This is a genomic window from Enterobacter sp. MGH 38 (assembly GCF_000492855.1).
GTDB classification, from domain to species: domain Bacteria; phylum Pseudomonadota; class Gammaproteobacteria; order Enterobacterales; family Enterobacteriaceae; genus Enterobacter; species Enterobacter hormaechei_C.
Genome location: NZ_KI535607.1, coordinates 1,759,438 through 1,778,700, shown reverse-complemented (window position 1 = coordinate 1,778,700; position 19,263 = coordinate 1,759,438). Strand labels below are relative to the sequence as shown.

The 19,263-nt window shown below is 61.3% G+C and carries 16 protein-coding genes; 6 read left to right on the top strand and 10 right to left on the bottom strand.

Annotated elements, in window-relative coordinates; translation table 11 throughout:
• Window positions 1–12 precede the first annotated feature (12 nt).
• Window positions 13–1,134 carry a ribosomal protein uL16 3-hydroxylase gene (locus L384_RS12545; RefSeq protein ID WP_023324100.1) on the bottom strand — a complete coding sequence of 374 codons (1,122 nt, stop codon included), beginning with the start codon at window positions 1,132–1,134 and terminating at the stop codon, window positions 13–15.
• Between the two features lie 134 nt (window positions 1,135–1,268).
• Window positions 1,269–1,874 (bottom strand): ATP-dependent Clp protease proteolytic subunit, encoded by a 606-nt coding sequence (locus tag L384_RS12550; protein WP_003863062.1) that lies wholly within the window; start codon window positions 1,872–1,874, stop codon window positions 1,269–1,271.
• A gap of 300 nt (window positions 1,875–2,174) precedes the next feature.
• Between L384_RS12550 and L384_RS12555 the strand changes: the two genes are divergently transcribed.
• Entirely contained in the window at window positions 2,175–2,792 is a 618-nt protein-coding gene (locus L384_RS12555; RefSeq protein WP_003863061.1) for a response regulator transcription factor, read from the top strand.
• Window positions 2,793–2,795: 3 nt separating this feature from the next.
• Here the strand turns inward: L384_RS12555 and L384_RS12560 are convergent, their stop codons facing one another.
• The 5 genes from L384_RS12560 to L384_RS12580 form a co-directional block, all read right to left on the bottom strand.
• Window positions 2,796–8,381, bottom strand: coding sequence for a trifunctional serine/threonine-protein kinase/ATP-binding protein/sensor histidine kinase (locus L384_RS12560; protein ID WP_023324099.1), 5,586 nt, complete (start codon window positions 8,379–8,381; stop codon window positions 2,796–2,798).
• A 9-nt stretch (window positions 8,382–8,390) separates the two neighbouring features.
• Complete coding sequence (locus L384_RS12565) at window positions 8,391–8,771, bottom strand: response regulator transcription factor (protein ID WP_023295862.1); 381 nt, start codon at window positions 8,769–8,771, stop codon at window positions 8,391–8,393.
• Window positions 8,772–8,794: 23 nt separating this feature from the next.
• A complete protein-coding gene (locus tag L384_RS12570) occupies window positions 8,795–9,055 on the bottom strand; it encodes a XapX domain-containing protein (RefSeq protein WP_023324098.1) in 261 nt (86 codons plus the stop codon).
• Entirely contained in the window at window positions 9,052–9,273 is a 222-nt protein-coding gene (locus L384_RS12575) for a DUF1427 family protein (protein ID WP_003863054.1), read from the bottom strand. Before L384_RS12575 ends, L384_RS12570 begins: the two co-directional genes overlap by 4 nt.
• Before the next feature lie 61 nt (window positions 9,274–9,334).
• The gene (locus L384_RS12580) at window positions 9,335–10,021 is read right to left on the bottom strand and encodes a hydrolase (RefSeq protein WP_003863053.1); all 687 of its coding nucleotides are present in this window, start codon (window positions 10,019–10,021) and stop codon (window positions 9,335–9,337) included.
• A gap of 220 nt (window positions 10,022–10,241) precedes the next feature.
• Here L384_RS12580 and L384_RS12585 point away from each other — a divergent pair, with 220 nt between their 5' ends.
• The 4 genes from L384_RS12585 to L384_RS12600 are packed head-to-tail and all read left to right on the top strand — an operon-like array spanning window position 10,242 to window position 14,988.
• A complete protein-coding gene (locus L384_RS12585) occupies window positions 10,242–12,113 on the top strand; it encodes an amidohydrolase (protein ID WP_023324097.1) in 1,872 nt (623 codons plus the stop codon).
• Window positions 12,113–12,520: a DoxX family protein gene (locus L384_RS12590; RefSeq protein WP_023324096.1), complete on the top strand. Its 408-nt coding sequence runs from the start codon at window positions 12,113–12,115 to the stop codon at window positions 12,518–12,520. Before L384_RS12585 ends, L384_RS12590 begins: the two co-directional genes overlap by 1 nt.
• On the top strand, window positions 12,517–14,136 hold the full coding sequence (locus L384_RS12595) for an MFS transporter (RefSeq protein ID WP_023324095.1): 1,620 nt from the start codon (window positions 12,517–12,519) through the stop codon (window positions 14,134–14,136). The genes L384_RS12590 and L384_RS12595 overlap by 4 nt, the downstream gene beginning before the upstream one ends.
• Before the next feature lie 30 nt (window positions 14,137–14,166).
• Window positions 14,167–14,988: an alpha/beta fold hydrolase gene (locus L384_RS12600; protein ID WP_023324094.1), complete on the top strand. Its 822-nt coding sequence runs from the start codon at window positions 14,167–14,169 to the stop codon at window positions 14,986–14,988.
• Window positions 14,989–15,029: 41 nt separating this feature from the next.
• Here L384_RS12600 and L384_RS12605 read toward each other — a convergent pair whose 3' ends face one another.
• Entirely contained in the window at window positions 15,030–16,424 is a 1,395-nt protein-coding gene (locus tag L384_RS12605; protein WP_023324093.1) for an MFS transporter, read from the bottom strand.
• A gap of 47 nt (window positions 16,425–16,471) precedes the next feature.
• Window positions 16,472–17,563 carry a cellulase family glycosylhydrolase gene (locus L384_RS12610; RefSeq protein ID WP_023324092.1) on the bottom strand — a complete coding sequence of 364 codons (1,092 nt, stop codon included), beginning with the start codon at window positions 17,561–17,563 and terminating at the stop codon, window positions 16,472–16,474.
• Between the two features lie 185 nt (window positions 17,564–17,748).
• Here L384_RS12610 and L384_RS12615 point away from each other — a divergent pair, with 185 nt between their 5' ends.
• Entirely contained in the window at window positions 17,749–18,756 is a 1,008-nt protein-coding gene (locus L384_RS12615) for a LacI family DNA-binding transcriptional regulator (RefSeq protein ID WP_023324091.1), read from the top strand.
• Here L384_RS12615 and fosA read toward each other — a convergent pair.
• Window positions 18,742–19,167 carry a FosA/FosA2 family fosfomycin resistance glutathione transferase gene (gene fosA, locus L384_RS12620; protein ID WP_023324090.1) on the bottom strand — a complete coding sequence of 142 codons (426 nt, stop codon included), beginning with the start codon at window positions 19,165–19,167 and terminating at the stop codon, window positions 18,742–18,744. The genes L384_RS12615 and fosA overlap by 15 nt on opposite strands.
• Between the last annotated feature and the right edge of the window lie 96 nt (window positions 19,168–19,263).

The window sequence follows — 19,263 nt, the reverse complement described above, 5'->3', positions numbered from 1 at the left end:
CGCCGCCTCATGTTACTCGTCGAAGTACCAGTACCCCTGGTTAATCAGCCCGGTGAGTTCGTCCACAAACGCCGGATTATTCAGTGCGTCACCCAGCTCGGCCTGGCCGAGCTCGGTGTAGCGGCACAGCGCGTCTGCCCCGTTCACATCCGCCGTTTCCAGCTGTTCACTGTTGATAAAGAAGCTGCCGTTAACGTTCAGCACGCGCAGGCCGCTCAGGCGCGACAGCGTTTCGCCGCCCTGAAGCGCGTCCAGCACCTCTTCTGCGGAATACGGCGGCTCGGCGGCGGCAATATCCAGCTCGTGACGTGGCGTGGAGACGAAGCTGCCAAACCATTTCGTGAAATCATCCGGCTTGCTAATCATGTGGATCATCATCTCGCGAATGCGATCAAGCTCGTACTGCTCCACGCGACCCGGGTGTTCGCGGCAGGTCAGATCCGGATCGCTGTAGTGTTCGCCGCCCAGATCGTTCTCCAGCGCATAGTCGGCAAAGCTGCTGATCAGATCGCGACCGTTCGGCCCGCGAAAACCGACAGAGTAGTTGAGCGCGGTTTCATGGGTGAAGCCGTCATGCGGGAATCCAGGCGGAATGTAGAGGATATCGCCCGGCGCCAGATCTTCGTCGATGATCGGCTCAAAAGGATCGACATGTAGCAGAGCCGGATGCGGGCAGAACTGACGCATCGGCAGCTTTTCACCCACGCGCCAGCGGCGGCTGCCCATCCCCTGGATGATAAACACATCGTACTGATCGATATGCGGCCCAACGCCGCCGCCCGGGACAGAAAAGGAGATCATCAGGTCATCGAGACGCCAGTCCGGCAGGACGCGGAACGGACGCACCAGCTCTGCGGCGGGCATATGCCAGTGGTTCACCGCCTGCGCCAGCAGGGACCAGCCGGTTTCACCGAGGTTATCGAAATGCTCAAATGGGCCATTGCTCGCCTGCCACTTGCCGTTAGCGTGGCTTACCAGGCGGCTATCGACTTCCGGCTCCATCGCCAGACCCGCCAGCTCATCAGGGGTAATGGGGTCGACAAAATTCGGGAAGGCATTTTTCAGTACAACGGGTTGTTTTTGCCAGTATTTTTCAAGAAATTCCGGCCAGTTCAGGTTCAGTTGATACGCCATGGTTAGCACCAGTGAGAGGGTAAACAGGCGCGATTATAGGTAAGAAAGCAGAGGGGGAACTTGTCATGGGTCAATCGAGCGCGTGTAGGTCGGGTAAGGCGAAGCCGTCACCCGACGCACACGCGGGCTAAAACTTAATCCAGGTTCAGCTCGTCATAATGGGTGATCAGTTTGCCCACGATGCCGTAGTCCAGCGCTTCCGCCGGTGACATCCAGAAGTTACGGTCGGTGTCTTTCTTCACTTTCTCCAGCGGCTGGCCGGTGGCGTCGGCAATCAGCTTGTTCACGCGTTCCAGCATGCGGATGATCTCCCGCGCTTCGATCTCAATATCCGTTGCCTGACCGCGCACGCCGCCCAGCGGCTGGTGGATCATAAAGCGGGTATTTGGCAGCGAGTAGCGGTGCTCTTTTTTCGCCGCCAGGAAGATGGTGATCCCGGCGCTTGCCACCCAGCCGGTGCCAATAACGTGTACTTCCGGACGGATAAACTTAATGAAGTCGTGGATGGTATCGCCCGCTTCTACATGGCCGCCCTGGCTGTTGATGTACAGCTTGATCGGATCGTTACTGACGCTTTGCAGCAGGATCATCTGAGTGATGACTTTCTGGGCCAGCTCCTGGTTGATTTCACCGGAGATGACAATCGAACGGGATTCCAGCAGTTTTTGCTGTAGAGCGCCCGCGCCGTTTGTTCCTTCCGCTTTTTCTTTATCGTCACTGCTTTTCAGTGTGTAGTGCATCGTTATGTCCTCAGCTTGTCGCGCTCAAAATCAGAGTGTAGCCTGTTTTACCCGTCGGCGTCCTCACACAAAACATCGCGTGTCGTGCGCTGGCTCCGCCCCCGGAAAGGTCACTAAAAACAGCGCTCCACTCCTAACTAATTCGCCACATTTTTATTACACTTTCATATCATCTTCATATTGGTAAATGATAATAATAATTAATGTGTTAGTATGAATGAGGATAGCAAACAGTCGCTTACGTTCAAAAAGGCGCTATTTTATTGTCGATGATTTACTGATCACACACCGGGGCGGTGAATGGAACACATTGTTTATGTGGTTGATGACGATGACACAGTCAGACAGTCCGTTGTCAGGCTGCTGGAATCCGCGGATATGCACGCCCTTGGCTTTTCCTCAGCAGAAGCCTTTCTCAGCCATCCCTTTGAGGATCTGCCCTCCTGCGTGATCCTCGATATGCAGATGCCCACGATAACCGGATTTGATGTCGCAGATGCGCTGAAAGCCAGCGGGCGGGAAATACCGATCATCTTTCTCACCGGTCACGGCACCATCCCTATGTCCGTCCGGGCGATCAAAGGCGGAGCCTATGAATTTCTCACTAAGCCCGTTGAATCCAGCGCGCTCATCGGCTCCATCGAATCCGCGCTCAGACTGGCACAGCACAACGCCGCCCGCGTCAAAGAGCACTACGCCCTGAAGCAGCGCCACATGTCCCTCACGCCGCGCGAGCATGAGGTGCTTGAGCTGGCCATCAGCGGCAAGCTCAACAAGCAGATCGCCGCCGAGCTGGGCGTCAGTGAGATCACGGTGAAAGTGCACCGCCGCCGGGTAATGGAGAAAATGCAGGTCCGCTCCGTGGCCGAACTGGTCAGGGCCGTCGAGCGCCTGACCAAACATCAACCAGTGGAATAACCGTTACTCCTCCTGTCCGGCAAGCGGCAACGCGAAGGTAAATACCGTGCCGTACGGCTCTCTGCGGCGCGCGCTCAGTTTCCCCCGGTGCCGTTCAATGATGCTGGCGCTGATGGTCAGCCCCATCCCCATTCCCTGCGCTTTGGTCGAATAGAACGAGTCAAAGATCCGCTCGGTGAGCTCCGGCTCAATGCCGCTGCCGGTATCGGCGATCTCAAAGATCACCTTCCCCTCGCCGCAGTTCGCGGTGGAGATCGTGATGCTGCACGGGCGATCCGTCACTTCCGCCATCGCTTCCATCGCATTCATCACCAGGTTAAGCAGCACCTGCTGGATCTGCACGCTGTCGCCGATGATAAAGCTGTCGTCAGCGTTCAGAAGATAATCAACGCTTATGTGTCGCAGCTCAAGTTCGCTGCGTGAAAGCATAATGATGTGGTGGATCAGGAAGTGCAGATCAATACGCGTAAACGTGGGGTCCTGTTTGCGCGTCAGAGACTGAATGCTGCGAATGATCTCCCCTGCCCGCTCGCCCTCGGCGGCGATCTCCTCCAGCCCCTCGCGCACTTTGTCCAGCCGCGCCGGATCGCGGTTGAGCCAGCGCAGGCTCGCGCCGGCGTTCGAGACAATCGACATCAGCGGCTGGTTGATCTCGTGCGCGATCGAGGAGGTCAGTTGTCCGACGGTGGTGGCCCGTGAGACTCGCGCCAGATCCGCCTGCGCCACCCGCATCGCATCTTCCGCCGCCCGCTGGCTGGTGATGTCGGTAATGATGCCGTAATACTCATTCACTTCGCTGCCGACGCCGACCGGATCGCCAATCCCGAGGATGTAGCGAACGGAGCCGTCGGTGCGGATAATGCGAAACTCCGCGCGCATCGACAGCCCGTCGCGCACGCTCTGGTTAACGAGGGTGCTGATCCGGCCATAATCGTCCTCATGCACGAAGGTTAAAAACTCCGCCATTGAGATCATCTTTTGCTGCTCCGGCAGGCCAAGGATACGGGCGTACTCTTCAGACATAAACATCAGATCCTGCACCAGCTCCCAGCGCCAGCTGCCGGTATGGCTGATCTGCTCGCCCAGCATCAGTGAGGTCTGGCTGGCGCGCAGCTCTTTCTCCACCCGTCGGCGCTGGATGTTTTCCGCCAGCAGCTCGGCGTAAAGCCGCGCAGTCTCCAGCGAAACCGCCGCCTGCGCGCCCAGCAGGCTGACCACGCGCGAATGTTCGGCGGTAAACACTTCCGGCATCAGGCGGTTTTCCAGATACAGCACCCCCACCAGCCGCGCCTGTTTGAACATCGGGACACACATCACGGCGGCGCCGGACGTCACCAGATACGGATCCTGGCTGAACGGGTGGAACTCCTCCGGTTTGCCGGTGCGGATCTCCTGCCCGGTGCGGATCACTGCGGCCAGCACCGACAGCGGCATGTCCGTCGCCATCGGTGACGCCTTCAGGATGCGCACCCGCACCCCGTCGGTACTGGTCCAGGCACTGGCCTCGATCTCCGGGATGTGATTATCGCTAACGCGCAGCAGCAGGCCACGCTGCGCCCCGGCCCGTTCAAGCAGTAGCGTCATCAGGTTTTCAATTAAACGCTCGAGGTTAATTTCTTCGGACAAGGCGCGTGAGGCTTTGATGACGCTCTGTAAATCGCGGATCACCTCGTTCTGGGCGAAGGCCGCCGTGTCATACGCGCGGCTCTGCCCGGAGGCCAGCAGATGCGGGAAATCCTGCTCCAGCTGGCGCACCTTGGCCTGCGCCCCGGCGCGCCCCCAGGCGGCAATCGCGCCGCGGAAATGGGCGTCGGAGGCGGTCGGGTAGCCGCAGGCCAGCGAGAAACGCCCTGCCAGCTCGTGCGCCAGGGCATTGATCGGGTTAAAGCCGCCCTCCCGCGAGAGCCGCACCGCTTTTTCATACTGCTCCAGCGCGATGCTGTTCATGCCGTCCAGACGGACGATTTCGGCGTAAATCAGCGCTTCTTTATCGGCAAACGTGCCCGAATTGATCCGCGCCCAGAGGGCAATTTTGTCGTAATGGTGATGAATACTGCGGCGATAATCCGCCGAGAAGGTCTCCGGCGTGAGCTGACGGGAGAGCGCCAGCGCGCTGTAAAAATGGTAATCCAGCAGATGAATATGACCCGGCGCGGACCACGCATACCAGCCCGCCCTCTCTAAATCCGCCTGTGCGTCGGCGTATTCGCCGCAGGAAAAGTGCGCCATCCCGCGATAGAGCCAGTACCAGAACAGCATGGTCGAGGTCTGCTCGGGCGCCTGCTCCGGCGGCGCGGGCAGCAGATCGTCAGGCAGCGCCTGGGCGGCGCTCCATGGGCCCGTCACCGGCGTGCGTAAAAACTCCACGTAGCGGCGCTGAATGTGCAGAACGGTTTCAATGTCCTGATAATCCGTTTTGCGTACAAAGGCCAGACCGCGATCGATGCTGGTCAGCACGCCATCCAGATGATCGCCCCGGGAGAGGAAGTTAATGATCTGATGACAGGCCGCGAAACAGGCCATCGTCATGTCGCCGTGGGTCACCGCCGAGGTAAAGCAGGCCTTTGCGCACTCGATAGTGTACGACAGCGGCTGGGTCCAGACGCTGAGCTGGTCGAGCGGCAGCAGAGTTTTGGCTTCATAGGCATCATAGCCGTGGCGGTTCACCAGCTCACGAGCCAGCGTGCCGTACTCAAACCCGAGACGGTATTCGGCGTAGCGGTGGCCAATCAGCACGCCAAACCAGGCCATCGCCGTGGTGGAAGCACCGGTTATGCCGTGATCGAGCGTGAGGTGCATCATCCGGCACAGGAGTAAAAAGTGCAGGCGCGGGCAGGTAAAGCTGGCGAAAATACTGGCGCTGTAAAGCAGGTTCATCACCGCTTCGGTCTCTGCGTTCTCCATCAGCTTAAGCTGAGAAAACGGATTCTGCGGCGCGTCGGCGGTGCGTTGACAGAACTGCTGCCAGGCCTCGTCACATTCGGCATTTTCCGGGTAGCGGCTGATCTGGATCCCGAACACGCCCAGCCAGCATAACGACGCCTCCAGCGCCAGGCGGATCTCCGACTGGCGCATATAAACTTCCGCCAGCAGGTTGGCGGCCAGCGCTTTCTCCGTCAGCCCGCCCGGTGAACCGAGGATCGCATCGCACAGCGCACGCGTGCGCTCCAGGTGTCCGAGCGCAAACTCACAGCCCGCCTCTTCGATATCCAGCATAAAGTCCGAGACCGGGCCCGCATTCCCCAGCGCTCTGGCGGTCTGGATATAGCTTAAGGCGGAAAGGTAATCGCCGGTACGCTTCGCACGCCGCGCGGCCTGAAGGCTCAGCTCCCGGAATCGCTGCCGCTGGGGTGCAGGCTGGATGCAGTCCAGCGCGGCGCTGACGTGGTGAACCGCGCGGAACAGCAGTTCGTTGCCCGCCGTCTGCCGTGCGGCATCCGCCAGCAGGCTGGCGGTGGTCAGGTGCAGATGGCTTTTCTCGCCCTCATCCAGCAGGGCAAAGGCGGCTTCCTGCACCCGATCGTGAGTAAAAGTGTACTCTTTCTCCGTCAGCACAATCAGCTGAGCAGTAACCGCCGGGTGAAGCGCGTAGCGGATTTCCGCCGCCGACCGCCCCACCACGCGGCACAGCATCTCCAGCTCGCCCGTGCAGCCGAGGCAGGCGATGCTGCCCAGCAGGCGGCGCGTCTCGTCGGGCATCTCCTTGAGCTGTTCAAGTACCAGCGTCACCACGTTTTCGGTGTAGTGCCGGGCGCGGATGGCCTGGAGATCGTAATGCCATTTCCCCTGATATTTGTTGTGCACCACCAGTCCGTCATCGACGATGCGGCGGAAAAATTCCTGCACAAACAGCGGGTTGCCACCGGTTTTTTCATGGATCAGCGTGGCAAGATCGGCGGTGCCGCTACTGCGGGCATGAAAAATTCCCCCGAGCCAGCGCGCCACGGCCTTCACCGACAGCGGCTGCGGCACAATCGTCGTGGCGTATTGCGCCGCCTCCGGCAGGCTCGCCAGCGCGGTCTGCAAGGTGGGATCAGAAAGCGAACTGAGATCGCGGTGCGCCACCACCACCAGCAGCGGGATGGCGCCGCAGGCGCGCAGCAGGTGATCGAGCGTTCGCAGGCTGGCGGCGTCGATCCACTGCACATCATCCAGCAGCAGCACCAGCGGCGCGCCCTGGGTGGCGAAAGTTTTCACCAGCGCCAGCACCATATGGCCGAAGCGCGCCCGCGCGTCGATGGAAAAGGTATCCGCGGAGAAACGCGGTTTGTTCTCAAGGAGTAAATTCAGCTCCGGCACCAGGCTGACGGCCAACTCCTCGAAGCCTTCCAGCGCGCGCGACAGACGGATTTTCCACGTCGCCACCTCCCCGGCTGGCAGCCCGAGCAGGTGCAGCGTGAGCGTCCGAAACGCCGAACTCAGCACGCCGTAGGGCAGCGTGGGAGAATATTGATCGACCTTGCCCACCGCCAGCAGCACCTTGCGCTGTTGCAGCGATTTCAGCGTGGTGGCGATCACGGAAGATTTGCCGATCCCCGAAGGTCCCCCAATCGTCACCAGTTCCGGCGCACCGCTCTGGCTGACCCGCTCAAACGCGGCGATGACGTCGCTGGCCTGCGGATGCGCAGAGAAAAGCGAATCGGCCAGATGGATCGCCGGAGAGCGATCCTGCTGGCCGGGAATAAAGTCGACAATTTCGCCTTCAACGGTCAGCGTCGCCTGGCAGCGCCTGAGGTCGGCAATCAGCCCGTCGACGGTCTGATAGCGATTCTCCGGATTCTTCTCCAGCAGCTTAAGGATAATGGTCGACAACATGCCGGGTACGTCCGGGCGCACCCGACCCGGCGCAAGCGGTTCAGAGGCAATGTGATAATGCGCCCAGTTGGTCTGGTCATCAGCGCTCAGTTCAAACGGCAATCGCCCGGTCAGAAGTTCATAAAGCACGATCCCCAGACTGTAGAGATCGCTCCGGCTGTCAACGGCGCGCCGGGTACGCGTGGTGTGTTCCGGTGACATGTAGGCGGGCGTGCAGCCAGACGCGGCAAGCCGGGACTGGGAGAAGGCGTCGGAGGTGCCGCAGGAAAGACCGAAGCTGCACAGACGGCAGGTGGCGTCGTGATGAACGAAGATCGCCCCGGGTTTGATATCGCCGTGGATCAGGTTGTGCTGATGCATCTGGCGCAGGGGACCGCAGATGCGGATCGCCATCTCGATAAAGCGGGCGATCCCGGAAATCGCCTTACCTGCCCGGCACGCCAGCAGTTCAAAGCAGAACGGCGCGTAGACCAGCGCAAAACGTCCGCGGTACTGGGTTGAAGCGACGGGCCGGATAGCCCAGCCGTCATGAAGCCGATCGCGCAGGGCAAACTCGTTTTTCAGCAGCCGCGTTGCCCGCTCCTCTTCTTCATCGCTGACCGCGGTGGCAATAATAAACGAACCGCCGGACTGGGGATGCCGCCCGTTCATCCAGGAGATGCCGCCCTCCTGCGCCAGCACGGTAAAAATGACATCCTCTTTCAGAACAAAAGCCCGCCCTTCATGGAGACTACCCCGGGCGGGCCAAAATGCAGGCGACGTATGTTCGTTCATCCGCGATCCTTATTGTCGGCGGGTCAGCTCCCGCTGAATATGATCCAGCAGAATATCGATGTTAATCGGCTTACGCAAAAATGCAGCGGCGCCCAGACTGAGTGCATACCGCTGCATATTTTCATCAGCATGGCCGGAGATAAAGAGTATTGGCGGTGGCGGCATGGCCAGCAACCGCAGCTTCTCAAACAGCTCGATGCCGTTCATGCCGCGCAGCTTGATGTCGGTGATCACCAGCGACGCGCCTGACAGGGCGAGAGGGTGGCTCAAGAACACCTCTGCCGAATCGAAGGTATCGGTAGCATACCCTTCCGATTGCAGCAGGTTACTGAGCCCGCTGCGAACAGAGCGTTCGTCATCAATGATGGCAATGCGCCACGGCAGCGTCATGCTGTCTTTCCTCAAACAAATCGTTACGCGTCGCGGCTTTCCTTCGCGGGCGCGGGGGGCGCAGTACCGCTGATTTTCGGTACGCATTCATGACGAAACCAGGCCAGGGTCAGCGGTTCGCGGCTCACCAGACGACGCCCGATGGGGATCAGCTGTTCACCCACCAGCATGCCGAACAGGCCTAGCAGCGCGACGACCGGCGGCGCCGGGGAATGTACGTCGAGCAGGGCGTAAAGTACCCCAGCCGCGGCCCCGCACACCAGCGAAATAATCCAGGCCTTCATGATGACGCTCCGGTCGGGTGTTGAACGTGGGGAACCGTCACCTGCACGGCAGCCGGATTATCGCGGGATAAAAGATGACGCATCGCCTGTTCACCCGCCAGCATCCCCAGCAGGCCAATCAGCGCCAGCGCTGGCGGCGCGGGGGAGCGCACCTTCAGCACGGCATACATCAGGCCAATCAACACGCCTGCCGCAAGGGATATCAGCCCAGTACTCATTGTGAACTCCAGAGAAAGAGGCAGCGGCGAGCCGGATGAGGGACCAGCCCGCCGACGGGACTTAGCGAGCCGGAACCGGCGCTAAGGTGCGGTGCTCGCTCTTCTGGCGAGACGGCGCTTTGTGCACCATGGTGTAGGCGTAATCCACGCCCATGCCGTAGGCGCCGGAGTGCTCGCGCACGATATCCATCACCGCGGTGTAGGTCTCTTTGCGCGCCCAGTCACGCTGCCACTCCAGCATCACCTGCTGCCAGGTCACCGGGATCACGCCCGCCTGGATCATGCGCTGCATCGCGAAGTCGTGGGCTTCTTTGGAGGTGCCGCCGGAGGCGTCCGCCACCATATAAATTTCGTAGTCGCCTTCCAGCATCGCGCACAGGGCAAAGCTGTTGTTGCACACTTCGGTCCACAGACCGGCGACAACCACTTTCTTCTTGCCGTTGGCCTTCAGCGCGTCACGCACTTTCTGGTCGTCCCAGGAGTTCATGGAGGTACGCTCCAGAATGTCCTGGCCCGGGAACACGTCCAGCAGCTCCGGATAGGTGTTGCCGGAGAAGCTTTCGGTCTCAACGGTGGTGATGATGGTCGGGATGTTGAACACCTTAGCCGCTTTCGCCAGCGCCACGGTGTTGTTTTTCAGCACCTGGCGGTCAATAGACTGCACGCCGAACGCCATCTGCGGCTGGTGGTCGATGAAAATGATCTGACAGTTGGCAGGGGTTAAGACTTCGAGCTTAGAAGTGGTCATAAGATTATCCAGTGAGGTTAAAGGTTAAAATCGCCGCGAACAGCACGCCGATAAAATCGCGTTCATCCTATGACCCACAGCGCTGTGGTGTAATTATCTCTTCGTATAGTTAACCTTAGGTATAGTTATACTTTGGTATACCTATCCTATTGTATAACTGGATCTTTGCCGAAACCGGTTCCCATAATCCTGACCATTCCCCTCTTAGTCTGGAGCTCTTATGGTTACCCTCGGTAAAGCCGATCTCATTCTGGTTAACGGCCAGTTTCACACCGTCGATCGCGAGAATCCTCTCGCAGAAGCCGTTGCCGTGCGCGACGGAAAATTTCTGGAAGTGGGTACCGTCGCCGAGGTGATGCAGCACCACGGCGACGGCACCAAAGTGGTCGATCTGAAAGGCCATACCGCCATCCCCGGCCTGAACGACTCGCACCTGCACCTGATCCGCGGCGGGCTGAACTACAACCTTGAGCTGCGCTGGGAAGGCGTGCCGTCGCTCGCCGACGCCCTGCGGATGCTGAAAGAGCAGGCGCTGCGCACGCCGTCGCCCCAGTGGGTGCGCGTGGTGGGCGGCTGGAGCGAGTTCCAGTTTGCCGAGCGCCGCATGCCAACCCTGGACGAAATTAACGACGCCGCGCCGGACACCCCGGTCTTCATCCTGCACCTGTACGACCGCGCCCTGCTCAACCGCGCCGCGCTGAAGGTGGTCGGCTACACCAAAGAGACGCCAAACCCGCCGGGCGGGGAGATCCAGCGCGACGCCAACGGCAACCCGACCGGGATGCTGATTGCCCGTCCGAACGCCATGATCCTCTACGCCACGCTGGCCAAAGGGCCGAAGCTGCCGCTGGAGCAGCAGGTGAACTCCACCCGCCAGTTCATGCGCGAGCTGAACCGTCTGGGGCTGACCAGCGCCATCGACGCGGGCGGCGGCTTCCAGAACTACCCGGAAGATTACGAGGTGATCGCCGAGCTGCACGAGAAAAAGCAGATGACCATCCGCATCGCCTACAACCTCTTTACCCAGCGTCCGGGCCACGAGCTGGAAGACTTTGAAAAATGGACCGACATGCTCACGCCGGGCCAGGGCAGCGATTTCTTCCGCCACAACGGCGCGGGCGAGATGCTGGTCTTCTCCGCCGCCGATTTTGAAGATTTCCTCGAGCCGCGCCCGGATCTCGCGCCGGGCATGGAGGACGAGCTGGAGCGCGTGGTGCGCCATCTGGTGGAGCATCGCTGGCCGTTCCGCCTGCACGCCACCTACAACGAATCCATCAGCCGCATGCTGGACGTGTTCGAGAAGGTGAACCGCGACATTCCGTTCAACGGCCTTCACTGGTTCTTCGACCATGCGGAAACCGTCACCCAGGCCAACATCGACCGCATCAAAGCGCTCGGCGGCGGCATTGCCGTCCAGCACCGCATGGCCTTCCAGGGCGAGTATTTTGCCGAGCGTTACGGCATCGAAGCCACCCGCCACACGCCGCCGGTGGCAAAAATGCTCGAGACCGGCGTGCCGGTGGGCTTAGGCACCGATGCCACCCGCGTGGCGAGTTACAATCCGTGGACCGCGCTCTACTGGCTGGTCTCCGGCCGCACCGTCGGCGGGATGCAGATGTACGACCACAGCGCCCGCCTGGATCGCGATACCGCCCTGATGCTCTGGACCCAGGGCAGCGCGTGGTTCTCCAGCGAGCAGAATCAGAAGGGGCAGATCAAGGTCGGCCAGCTCGCGGATCTGGCGGTGCTCAGCAAAGATTACTTCCGCGTGCCGGAGGAGGAGATCAAGGGCATCGAGTCCGTCCTCACCGTGGTGAGCGGCGATATCGTCTACGCCGCTGGCAGCTTTGGCCCGCTCGCGCCGCCGGCCATCCCGGTTCTGCCCGAGTGGTCCCCGGTGGTGAAGGTGCCGGGCCACTACCGCAGCGCGCCGCCGCAGGCCGCACGCGTGGGTATGAGTGTGGTTCACCACTGTAGCGGCCCGTGCGGGGTTCACAGCCACCAGCATGACTTTGCCCGCACGTCAGCGATGCCGGTATCCGACGATAACGCTTTCTGGGGGGCGCTGGGTTGCAGCTGCTTTGCATTCTGATGAAACAAAATGACGCTTCGTCCCGGATCGATCCGGGGCTGTTCTTTCTGCGCCTGACCGGCAGCCTGCTGCTGCTTTACGTGCACGGCCTGCCGAAGGTGCTGCACTTCAGCGAAGAGCTGACGCGCATCGAAGATCCGTTTGGTTTCGGGCCGTATGCCAGTCTGATCCCGGCGATCGTCGCCGAGGTGATCTGCCCGCTGTTTATCATTGCGGGGGTTTACACCCGCCTGGCGTGCCTGCCGATTATCGCCGTGCTGCTGGTGGCGATGCTGGCGGTTCATCCGAACTGGTCGATTGCCGAAGGGCAGTTTGGCTGGCTGCTGCTGATTATCTTCACCACCCTTGCCCTCACCGGGCCGGGCCAGTGGCGAGTGCAGCGTAAAACAACGGAGAGGTTCGCATGACCCAGGTAAACGACGTTCGCGACGCACACGTCGAGACGACGCCCGCCCCGGCGGTTTCACCCTGGCAGCCGCTGAGCCAGCCGGTGTTCCGCATGCTGTGGATCGCCACGGTGGTCTCTAACGTCGGCTCATGGATGAGCGACGTCGGCATCAACTGGAGCATGCTGACGCTCAGCGCCGATCCGCTGGATATCGCGCTGGTGCAGGCGGCGAGCAGCCTGCCGATGTTCCTTTTCGCCCTGCCGTCCGGGGTGATGGCGGACATCGTTGACCGACGTAAATACCTGCTCTTCTCCCAGCTGTGGGTGTTCATCGCCGCCGCCGGGCTGACGCTGCTCTCCTTCACCGGACACGTCACCCCTACCGTTCTGCTGGTGGCGACGTTTCTGCTGAGCGTGGGCGCGGCGATGAGCTCGCCGCCGTTCCAGGCCGTGGTGCCCGATCTGGTGAGCAAGCCGGAACTGGGCGCCGCCGTGGCGCTGAACTCGCTCGGGGTGAACATCAGCCGGGCGATTGGCCCTGCGCTGGGCGGTTTTCTGCTCTCGCTCGCCGGGCCGTGGATGGTGTTTGCCCTGAACGCGCTCTCCGTGGTCGGCGTGGCGTGGGTGCTGTGGCGCTGGCGTCCGGCGCCGTCCGTGCAGCGTTTGCCACCAGAGCACTTCTTCTCCGCGGTGCGCTCCGGCATTCGCTACGTGCACGCCGCGCCGGTGCTGCGCAACGTGCTGGTGCGCACCGTGGCGTTCTTCGTTTTCGGCAGCGCGGGCTGGGCATTACTGCCGCTGGTGGCGCGCCGCGAGCTGGGCTTAGGCCCGGCGGGCTATGGCGTGATGCTGGCGTGCATTGGCCTGGGCGCTATTGCCGGGGCCATCCTGCTGCCGCGCCTGCGCCAGCGGCTGAATGCCGACCGTCTGATGGTAGCCGCGAGCCTGGTCTTTGCCCTCACCATGCTGGCGCTGGCGTTCGTGCGCCACGTCTGGCTGCTCAACCTGTTTGAGTTTTTTACCGGCTTCGCGTGGATTGCGGTGCTCTCGACGCTGAACCTCGGCGCGCAGCGCAGCGCCGCCCGCTGGGTTAAGGCCCGCGCACTGGCGGTCTACCTGACGGTGTTCTTCGGCTCGATGACCGCAGGCAGCGCCATCTGGGGGCAGATTGCCTCTCAGTTCGGCACCCCGACCTCGCTGGTGGTCGCCACGCTGGGGATGGTGCTGGCAAGCGCCACCGTGTTCCGCTGGAAGCTGGAGAAAGATCCTGATTTAAACCTCGACCTGAGCGGCCAGCCGCTGGACGGCGAGGAGATCGACCTGCCGAACGAGCGCGGCCCGGTGCTGGTCTCGCACGAGTACATCATTGACCCGCACAACGCGAAAGCGTTTTTGCAGGCGGTCCACGAGCTGCGCCGGGTGCGACGCCGCGCCGGGGCGATGAGCTGGGCGGTGTACGAGGATATCGAGCGCCCCGGCCTGTTTATCGAGACCTTCCTGATGGGCTCGTGGATTGAGCATCTGCGCCAGCAGGAGCGCCACACCATGAATGACCTCCTGCTGCAGAGCCGCGTTCTGGCTTTTCATCAGGGCATAACATCACCGGCTATTCGCTACCTGGTCGCGCCGGTATAACCCTAACCATCACCTGTACAGGAACACACTATGGCAACGTTTAAGGCAAAAGACGGCACGCAGATTTACTACAAAGAAGGCGGCGCGGGCAAACCGGTTCTCTTCAGCCACGGCTGGCCGCTGGACGGCGACATGTGGGACAGCCAGCTGAACTACCTGGCCGAGCGCGGCTTCCGCGCCATCGCCTTTGACCGTCGCGGCTTTGGCCGCTCGGATCAGCCGTGGAACGGCTACGACTACGACACCTTTGCGTCCGACATTAACGACCTGATCACCACCCTGGACCTCCAGGACGTGACGCTGGTGGGCTTCTCCATGGGGGGCGGCGACGTGACCCGCTACATCAACAACTACGGCAGCGCGCGCGTGGCCGGTCTGGCGCTGCTGGGCGCGGTCACGCCGATCTTCGGTAAATCCGACTCCTTCCCGCAGGGCGTGGATCAGAGCGTGTTCGACGGCATTCGCGACGGGCTGCGTAAGGATCGCGCCCAGTTCATCAGCGACTTCGCGACGCCGTTCTACGGCATCAACGCCGGGCAGACCGTCTCCGCCGGTGCCCTGACCCAGACGCTGAACATCGCCCTGCTGGCGTCCCTGAAGGGCACCATCGACTGCGTGACCGCGTTCGGCGAAACCGACTTCCGCCCGGATATGGCGAAAATCGACGTGCCGACGCTGGTCATTCACGGCAGCAACGACCAGATCGTGCCGTTTGAAAGCACCGGCAAGCTGGCGGCAGAGATGATCAAAAACGCCACGCTGAAGGTGTACGACAACGCGCCGCACGGCTTCGCGCTGACCCACCAGGACCAGCTCAACGAAGATCTGCTGGCGTTTGTGAAGGCGCTGTAAGTCTTTAAAAGCGAAGCCTGATGGCGCTTCGCTTATCAGGCCTACAAGGGCTGGTCCTGTAGGCCGGGTAAGGCGCAGCCGCCACCCGGCGCTTTCGCAGACGCGTTCCGCTCCGCCAGCAGCCGACAAATCTCCGCATGCTTCTCCTCGGTAAAGGTAAAGCGCGACATAAAGCCCATGCGGATCAGCGACCCTATCGCTGGCAGCAGGCAAATCCCGAAGAACAGCCCCGACAGCACGCCTGCACTCTGGATTTGCGCCTGCGGCACGTAGCCGATCATCGTCAGAAACACGCCGATTAACCCGCCGCCCACCGCTACCGACATCTTGCCGGTAAAGGTCTGCCCCGAGAAGGTGATCGCCGCGCAGCGCTTGTGGGTGTGGTACTCCGCGTACTCGATGGTGTCGGCAATCATCGACGAGGTGAGGATGTTGGTCATCATCACGAACAGCGTGCTCAGGCCGAGCAGAATAAACAGCATCGTCACCTGCTGATAGCCGACAAACCACATCACCACGCGCACCGCCACGTCCAGCCCGCAGAGGATCATAAACAGCTTCCGCTTCTGCATCCGGCGCGTCAGCATCGGGGCGACCAGGCACAGCACCGCCGCGACAATCCCCATCACGCCAATCGCCATCTGCAGGCTGCCGTCACCCAGGTTGTTGATAAAGAAGTATATATAGAGACCGCCCGCCACGTTGTGGAACACGCAGAAAAAGAACGACAGCAGGACGATAAACAGCGGCTTGTTCTGGCGCAGGTTGTGGAAGGTGTCGCGGATGGTCACCTTCTCCGGGCTCGGCGGCAGGCGCTCTTTGATCTGCATAAAGCCGTTGAGCATCAGCGGCAGGCCCACCAGCATCATCACCAGCGCCGCCATAAAGTAGCCTTTATCGTTGCTGTACTGGGCGAAGAACGCCGCCAGCTTCGGGAAGAAGATGTTGGCGCAGGCAATCCCGGCGTTCACCCCGAGCATCGCCGCCGTCACCGCGCGGGTGCGCTGGCCGGAGTCGTTGGTCATCATCGACGACATCGACCAGAACGGGATATCGGAGATGGCGTACAGCGTCCCCCACAGGATATACGTCACCCCGGCGTAGAGGATTTTGGTGGTCATGTCCGCTTCGATTTTATAGAACGACAGCAGCGTGACGCCGGTGATCAGCAGCGGCGCGATCAGCAAAAAGTGGCGAAACTTGCCGAACCGGCTGTTAATGGTGTCCATAATGCTGGCAAACAGCGGATCGTGAACCGCGTCCCACGCGCGGGCAATCAGGAAGATGGTACTGGCCGCCAGCGCCGAGATCCCCAGCACGTCGGTGTAAAAATAGTTAATAAACGAACCCACTAAACCAAAGCTAAAACACTGACCTAAACCATAGCCAAAATAAGACCACAGCTCGCGAGACGGTATTTTCATTGTCATTGCCATTGTTATATGCCTGCCTGGTTGCCCGGCGGTCGGCCGCCGGGTCGATATTATTGGTCCTGCGCCTGCGGGGCGATCTTGCGCAACTGCTGCATCAGGGCGATTTCACGGCGCGAGAACGGAATGCCGTTCTCCTCGAACACGTCGTGGAACCAGAGGCGGCAGTAGTCCGTGGACTCCTTCATCACCACCGGCCACGGCAGCCACGTCTGGGTTTTGCCGCGCACCAGCCCCCACTGATACGGTGCGACCTTCGCCGCGTACATCAGCGGAAGCTGCTCCTCGATGGTGCTGCCCACGTGGCGCGCCAGCCATTCGGTACAGAACAGCGGTCGACCGAGCTGTTGCAGTTGCTGAATAATCGCCGTCATGCGGCCAGTGTGGGTGTAGGCGTGGAAGCTCACCACGTCCGAGAGCGCCAGCGCGGTCTGGTCCAGCGGGTGCTGGAAGAACGTCTCGCCCTCCTCTTCCGGCGGCAGGCGCCACGCGCAGACGGTGAGCGGCTGGGTCGGGTCTTCTTCACGCACCCACTGGAATGCGAGCTTCATAAGCTTATGGGCGCAGGTCTCCAGCTTCGCGTCGTACTGCACCTCCTGCGTGCCCGTCGCGAAAATGCCGCGGTTGCCCGGCTCGTTATACAGATCCCACAGCAGGACGCGCCTGTCGTCGCGGAACTGGCGGACAACGTCGCGGATATAACGCTCAATCTGGGGCCAGCAGTCGGGATCGCACACCTTGTCGCGCCCCGGGCTCGCCGCCGCCTGGCTGTTGTGCTTGCCCGGTACCGGCGGCTTTTGCGGGCCGAGGTACGGCTCGTCGCCGGAGAAGCCGCAGTCGTCCATCAGGGTCAGCATGGTGCTGAAGCCGCGGCCGTCGGCAATCGTCAAAAAGCGGTCGATGCGCGCCATCAGCCCGTCGCGGTCGTGCTCCCAGACGATAAACGGCAGGTTGATGCGCAGGGTGTTGTAGCCCGCCTCCGCCGCCCAGCCCAGCTCGCGGTCGATGGTTGCGGCATCGAAGGTCTCTTCCTGCCAGATATCGGTCCAGTTCACCGCCGTCGACGGCAGATAGTTAAACCCGCACAGCCAGCCTTTTTGCTGATACCACGCCTGTGCCTGCTCCCTGCTCCACTGCTCTTTCATTACGCGTCCTCTTACTGATAATATTTAGCTAATAAATATTAGTTGCAGGATAAATGCGCAAATCACGGCGATAAGAAAAGCGACGCCCCTCACAAAGTTCACGCTTCGATGAATGAGAAACGTGATCGACGGCGCGTAAGCGTGCGGTTAGGGTATGATGCGAAGTCGCGAAAGGGAGAGGACGGATGAAGCGAAAAACGAAAGTGACGATGAACGATATTGCGCGGGCGGCAGGGGTGTCGCAGGCGACGGTATCGCTGGTGCTTAACCAGTCCCGCAACATCAAGCTCAGCGACGACACCCGCCAGCGGGTGATTAATGTGGCTACCGAGCTCGGCTACGACCGCCTCCCCGCCGTTCACGCCCCGCGCAACCAGGAAGAGATCGCCCTGCTGGTGAGCTCCATGCAGAGCTTCGACCCGTTTATCGACGCCATCAGCCAGGCGCGGGAAGCGGCGTGGCGCAACGAGACCCTGCTCACCGTCTACGACTACGGCGACGACATCGAGCTGGCGCTGAACATCATCCGCCAGCTGGAGAAGCGCAACTGCATCGGGATTGTCCTCGCCTCACCGGTCACCACGCTGGTGGACATGACGGCGTTTCAGGACTGCACCCGCATCCCGCTGGTGCTGCTCAACCAGCGCGACCCCGGCTCGCCGCTGCTGCCGTCGTTTATCCCGGATGACTACGCCAACGCCTTCCAGGTGACTAAACACCTTATCGCCTGCGGGGCCACGCGCATCGCCCACATCACCGGCGAGAGCTGGATGGAGGCCTCGCGCCAGCGTCTGGCGGGCTACCAGGCCGCGCTGCAGCAGGCTGGACTCGCGTGCGACGACGGCCTGGTGCGCCAGACCAACTGGCAGTTCAGCGAGTCCTTTACCGCCACCACCTCTCTGCTGGAACTGGCCGAGCGTCCGAACGCCATCTTCTGCGCCAGCGACTGGCTGGCCATCGGCTGCTATCAGGCGCTGGCGGTGAACGGCGTGCGCATCCCGCAGGACATGCTGCTGGCGGGCTACGACGACCAGAAGATCTCCGAGCAGCTCACCCCGCCGCTAACCAGTATCCAGCTGCCCTACAGCGAGCTGGGACGGCTGGCGGTGGAGTACCTGTGCAATCAGGAAGATGCCGCCACGCACGTGACGCTGGCGGGCAGGCTGAAGGTACGCGCCTCAAGCCCCGTCTGAGGTAAACACCATGCCCGCATAGGGCTTCTCGCGACACGCCGCCAGACGCGCGGCGAGGCTGCCCACGTGCAGCTCCAGCTTGTGCCCGTCCGGGTCGAGAAAATAGAACGACGCCCCCTCGCTTTTGTTCTGCTTCCAGACGGTGACGCCCGCCTGCTCCAGCCTGTGCGAGAACGGTTCAAAATCCGCCTCCGCCACGGTAAAGGCGTAGTGGGTGTAGTCGCTCTCCTGCGGCGGCACATACCGGCGCGCCTCGTCGTACGACAGGCAGACCCACAGATCGCCGCAGGTGAGATAGGCCCCGGTATTCCAGCGGGCGTGCAGGGTCAGCCCCAGCAGCGCGTGCCAGAAGCTGACGCTTTTTTGCAGGTCGCTGACCGCGAGGGTCAGATGGTTGAGTGATTGCAGCATGACGTGCCCTTTTGTTTTTCGCGCCGGACGTGATACGGTAAAGAGATGAACATAAACCACGCCGTGCTCACCGTAAACCGCTGGTGGCTGCCTTCT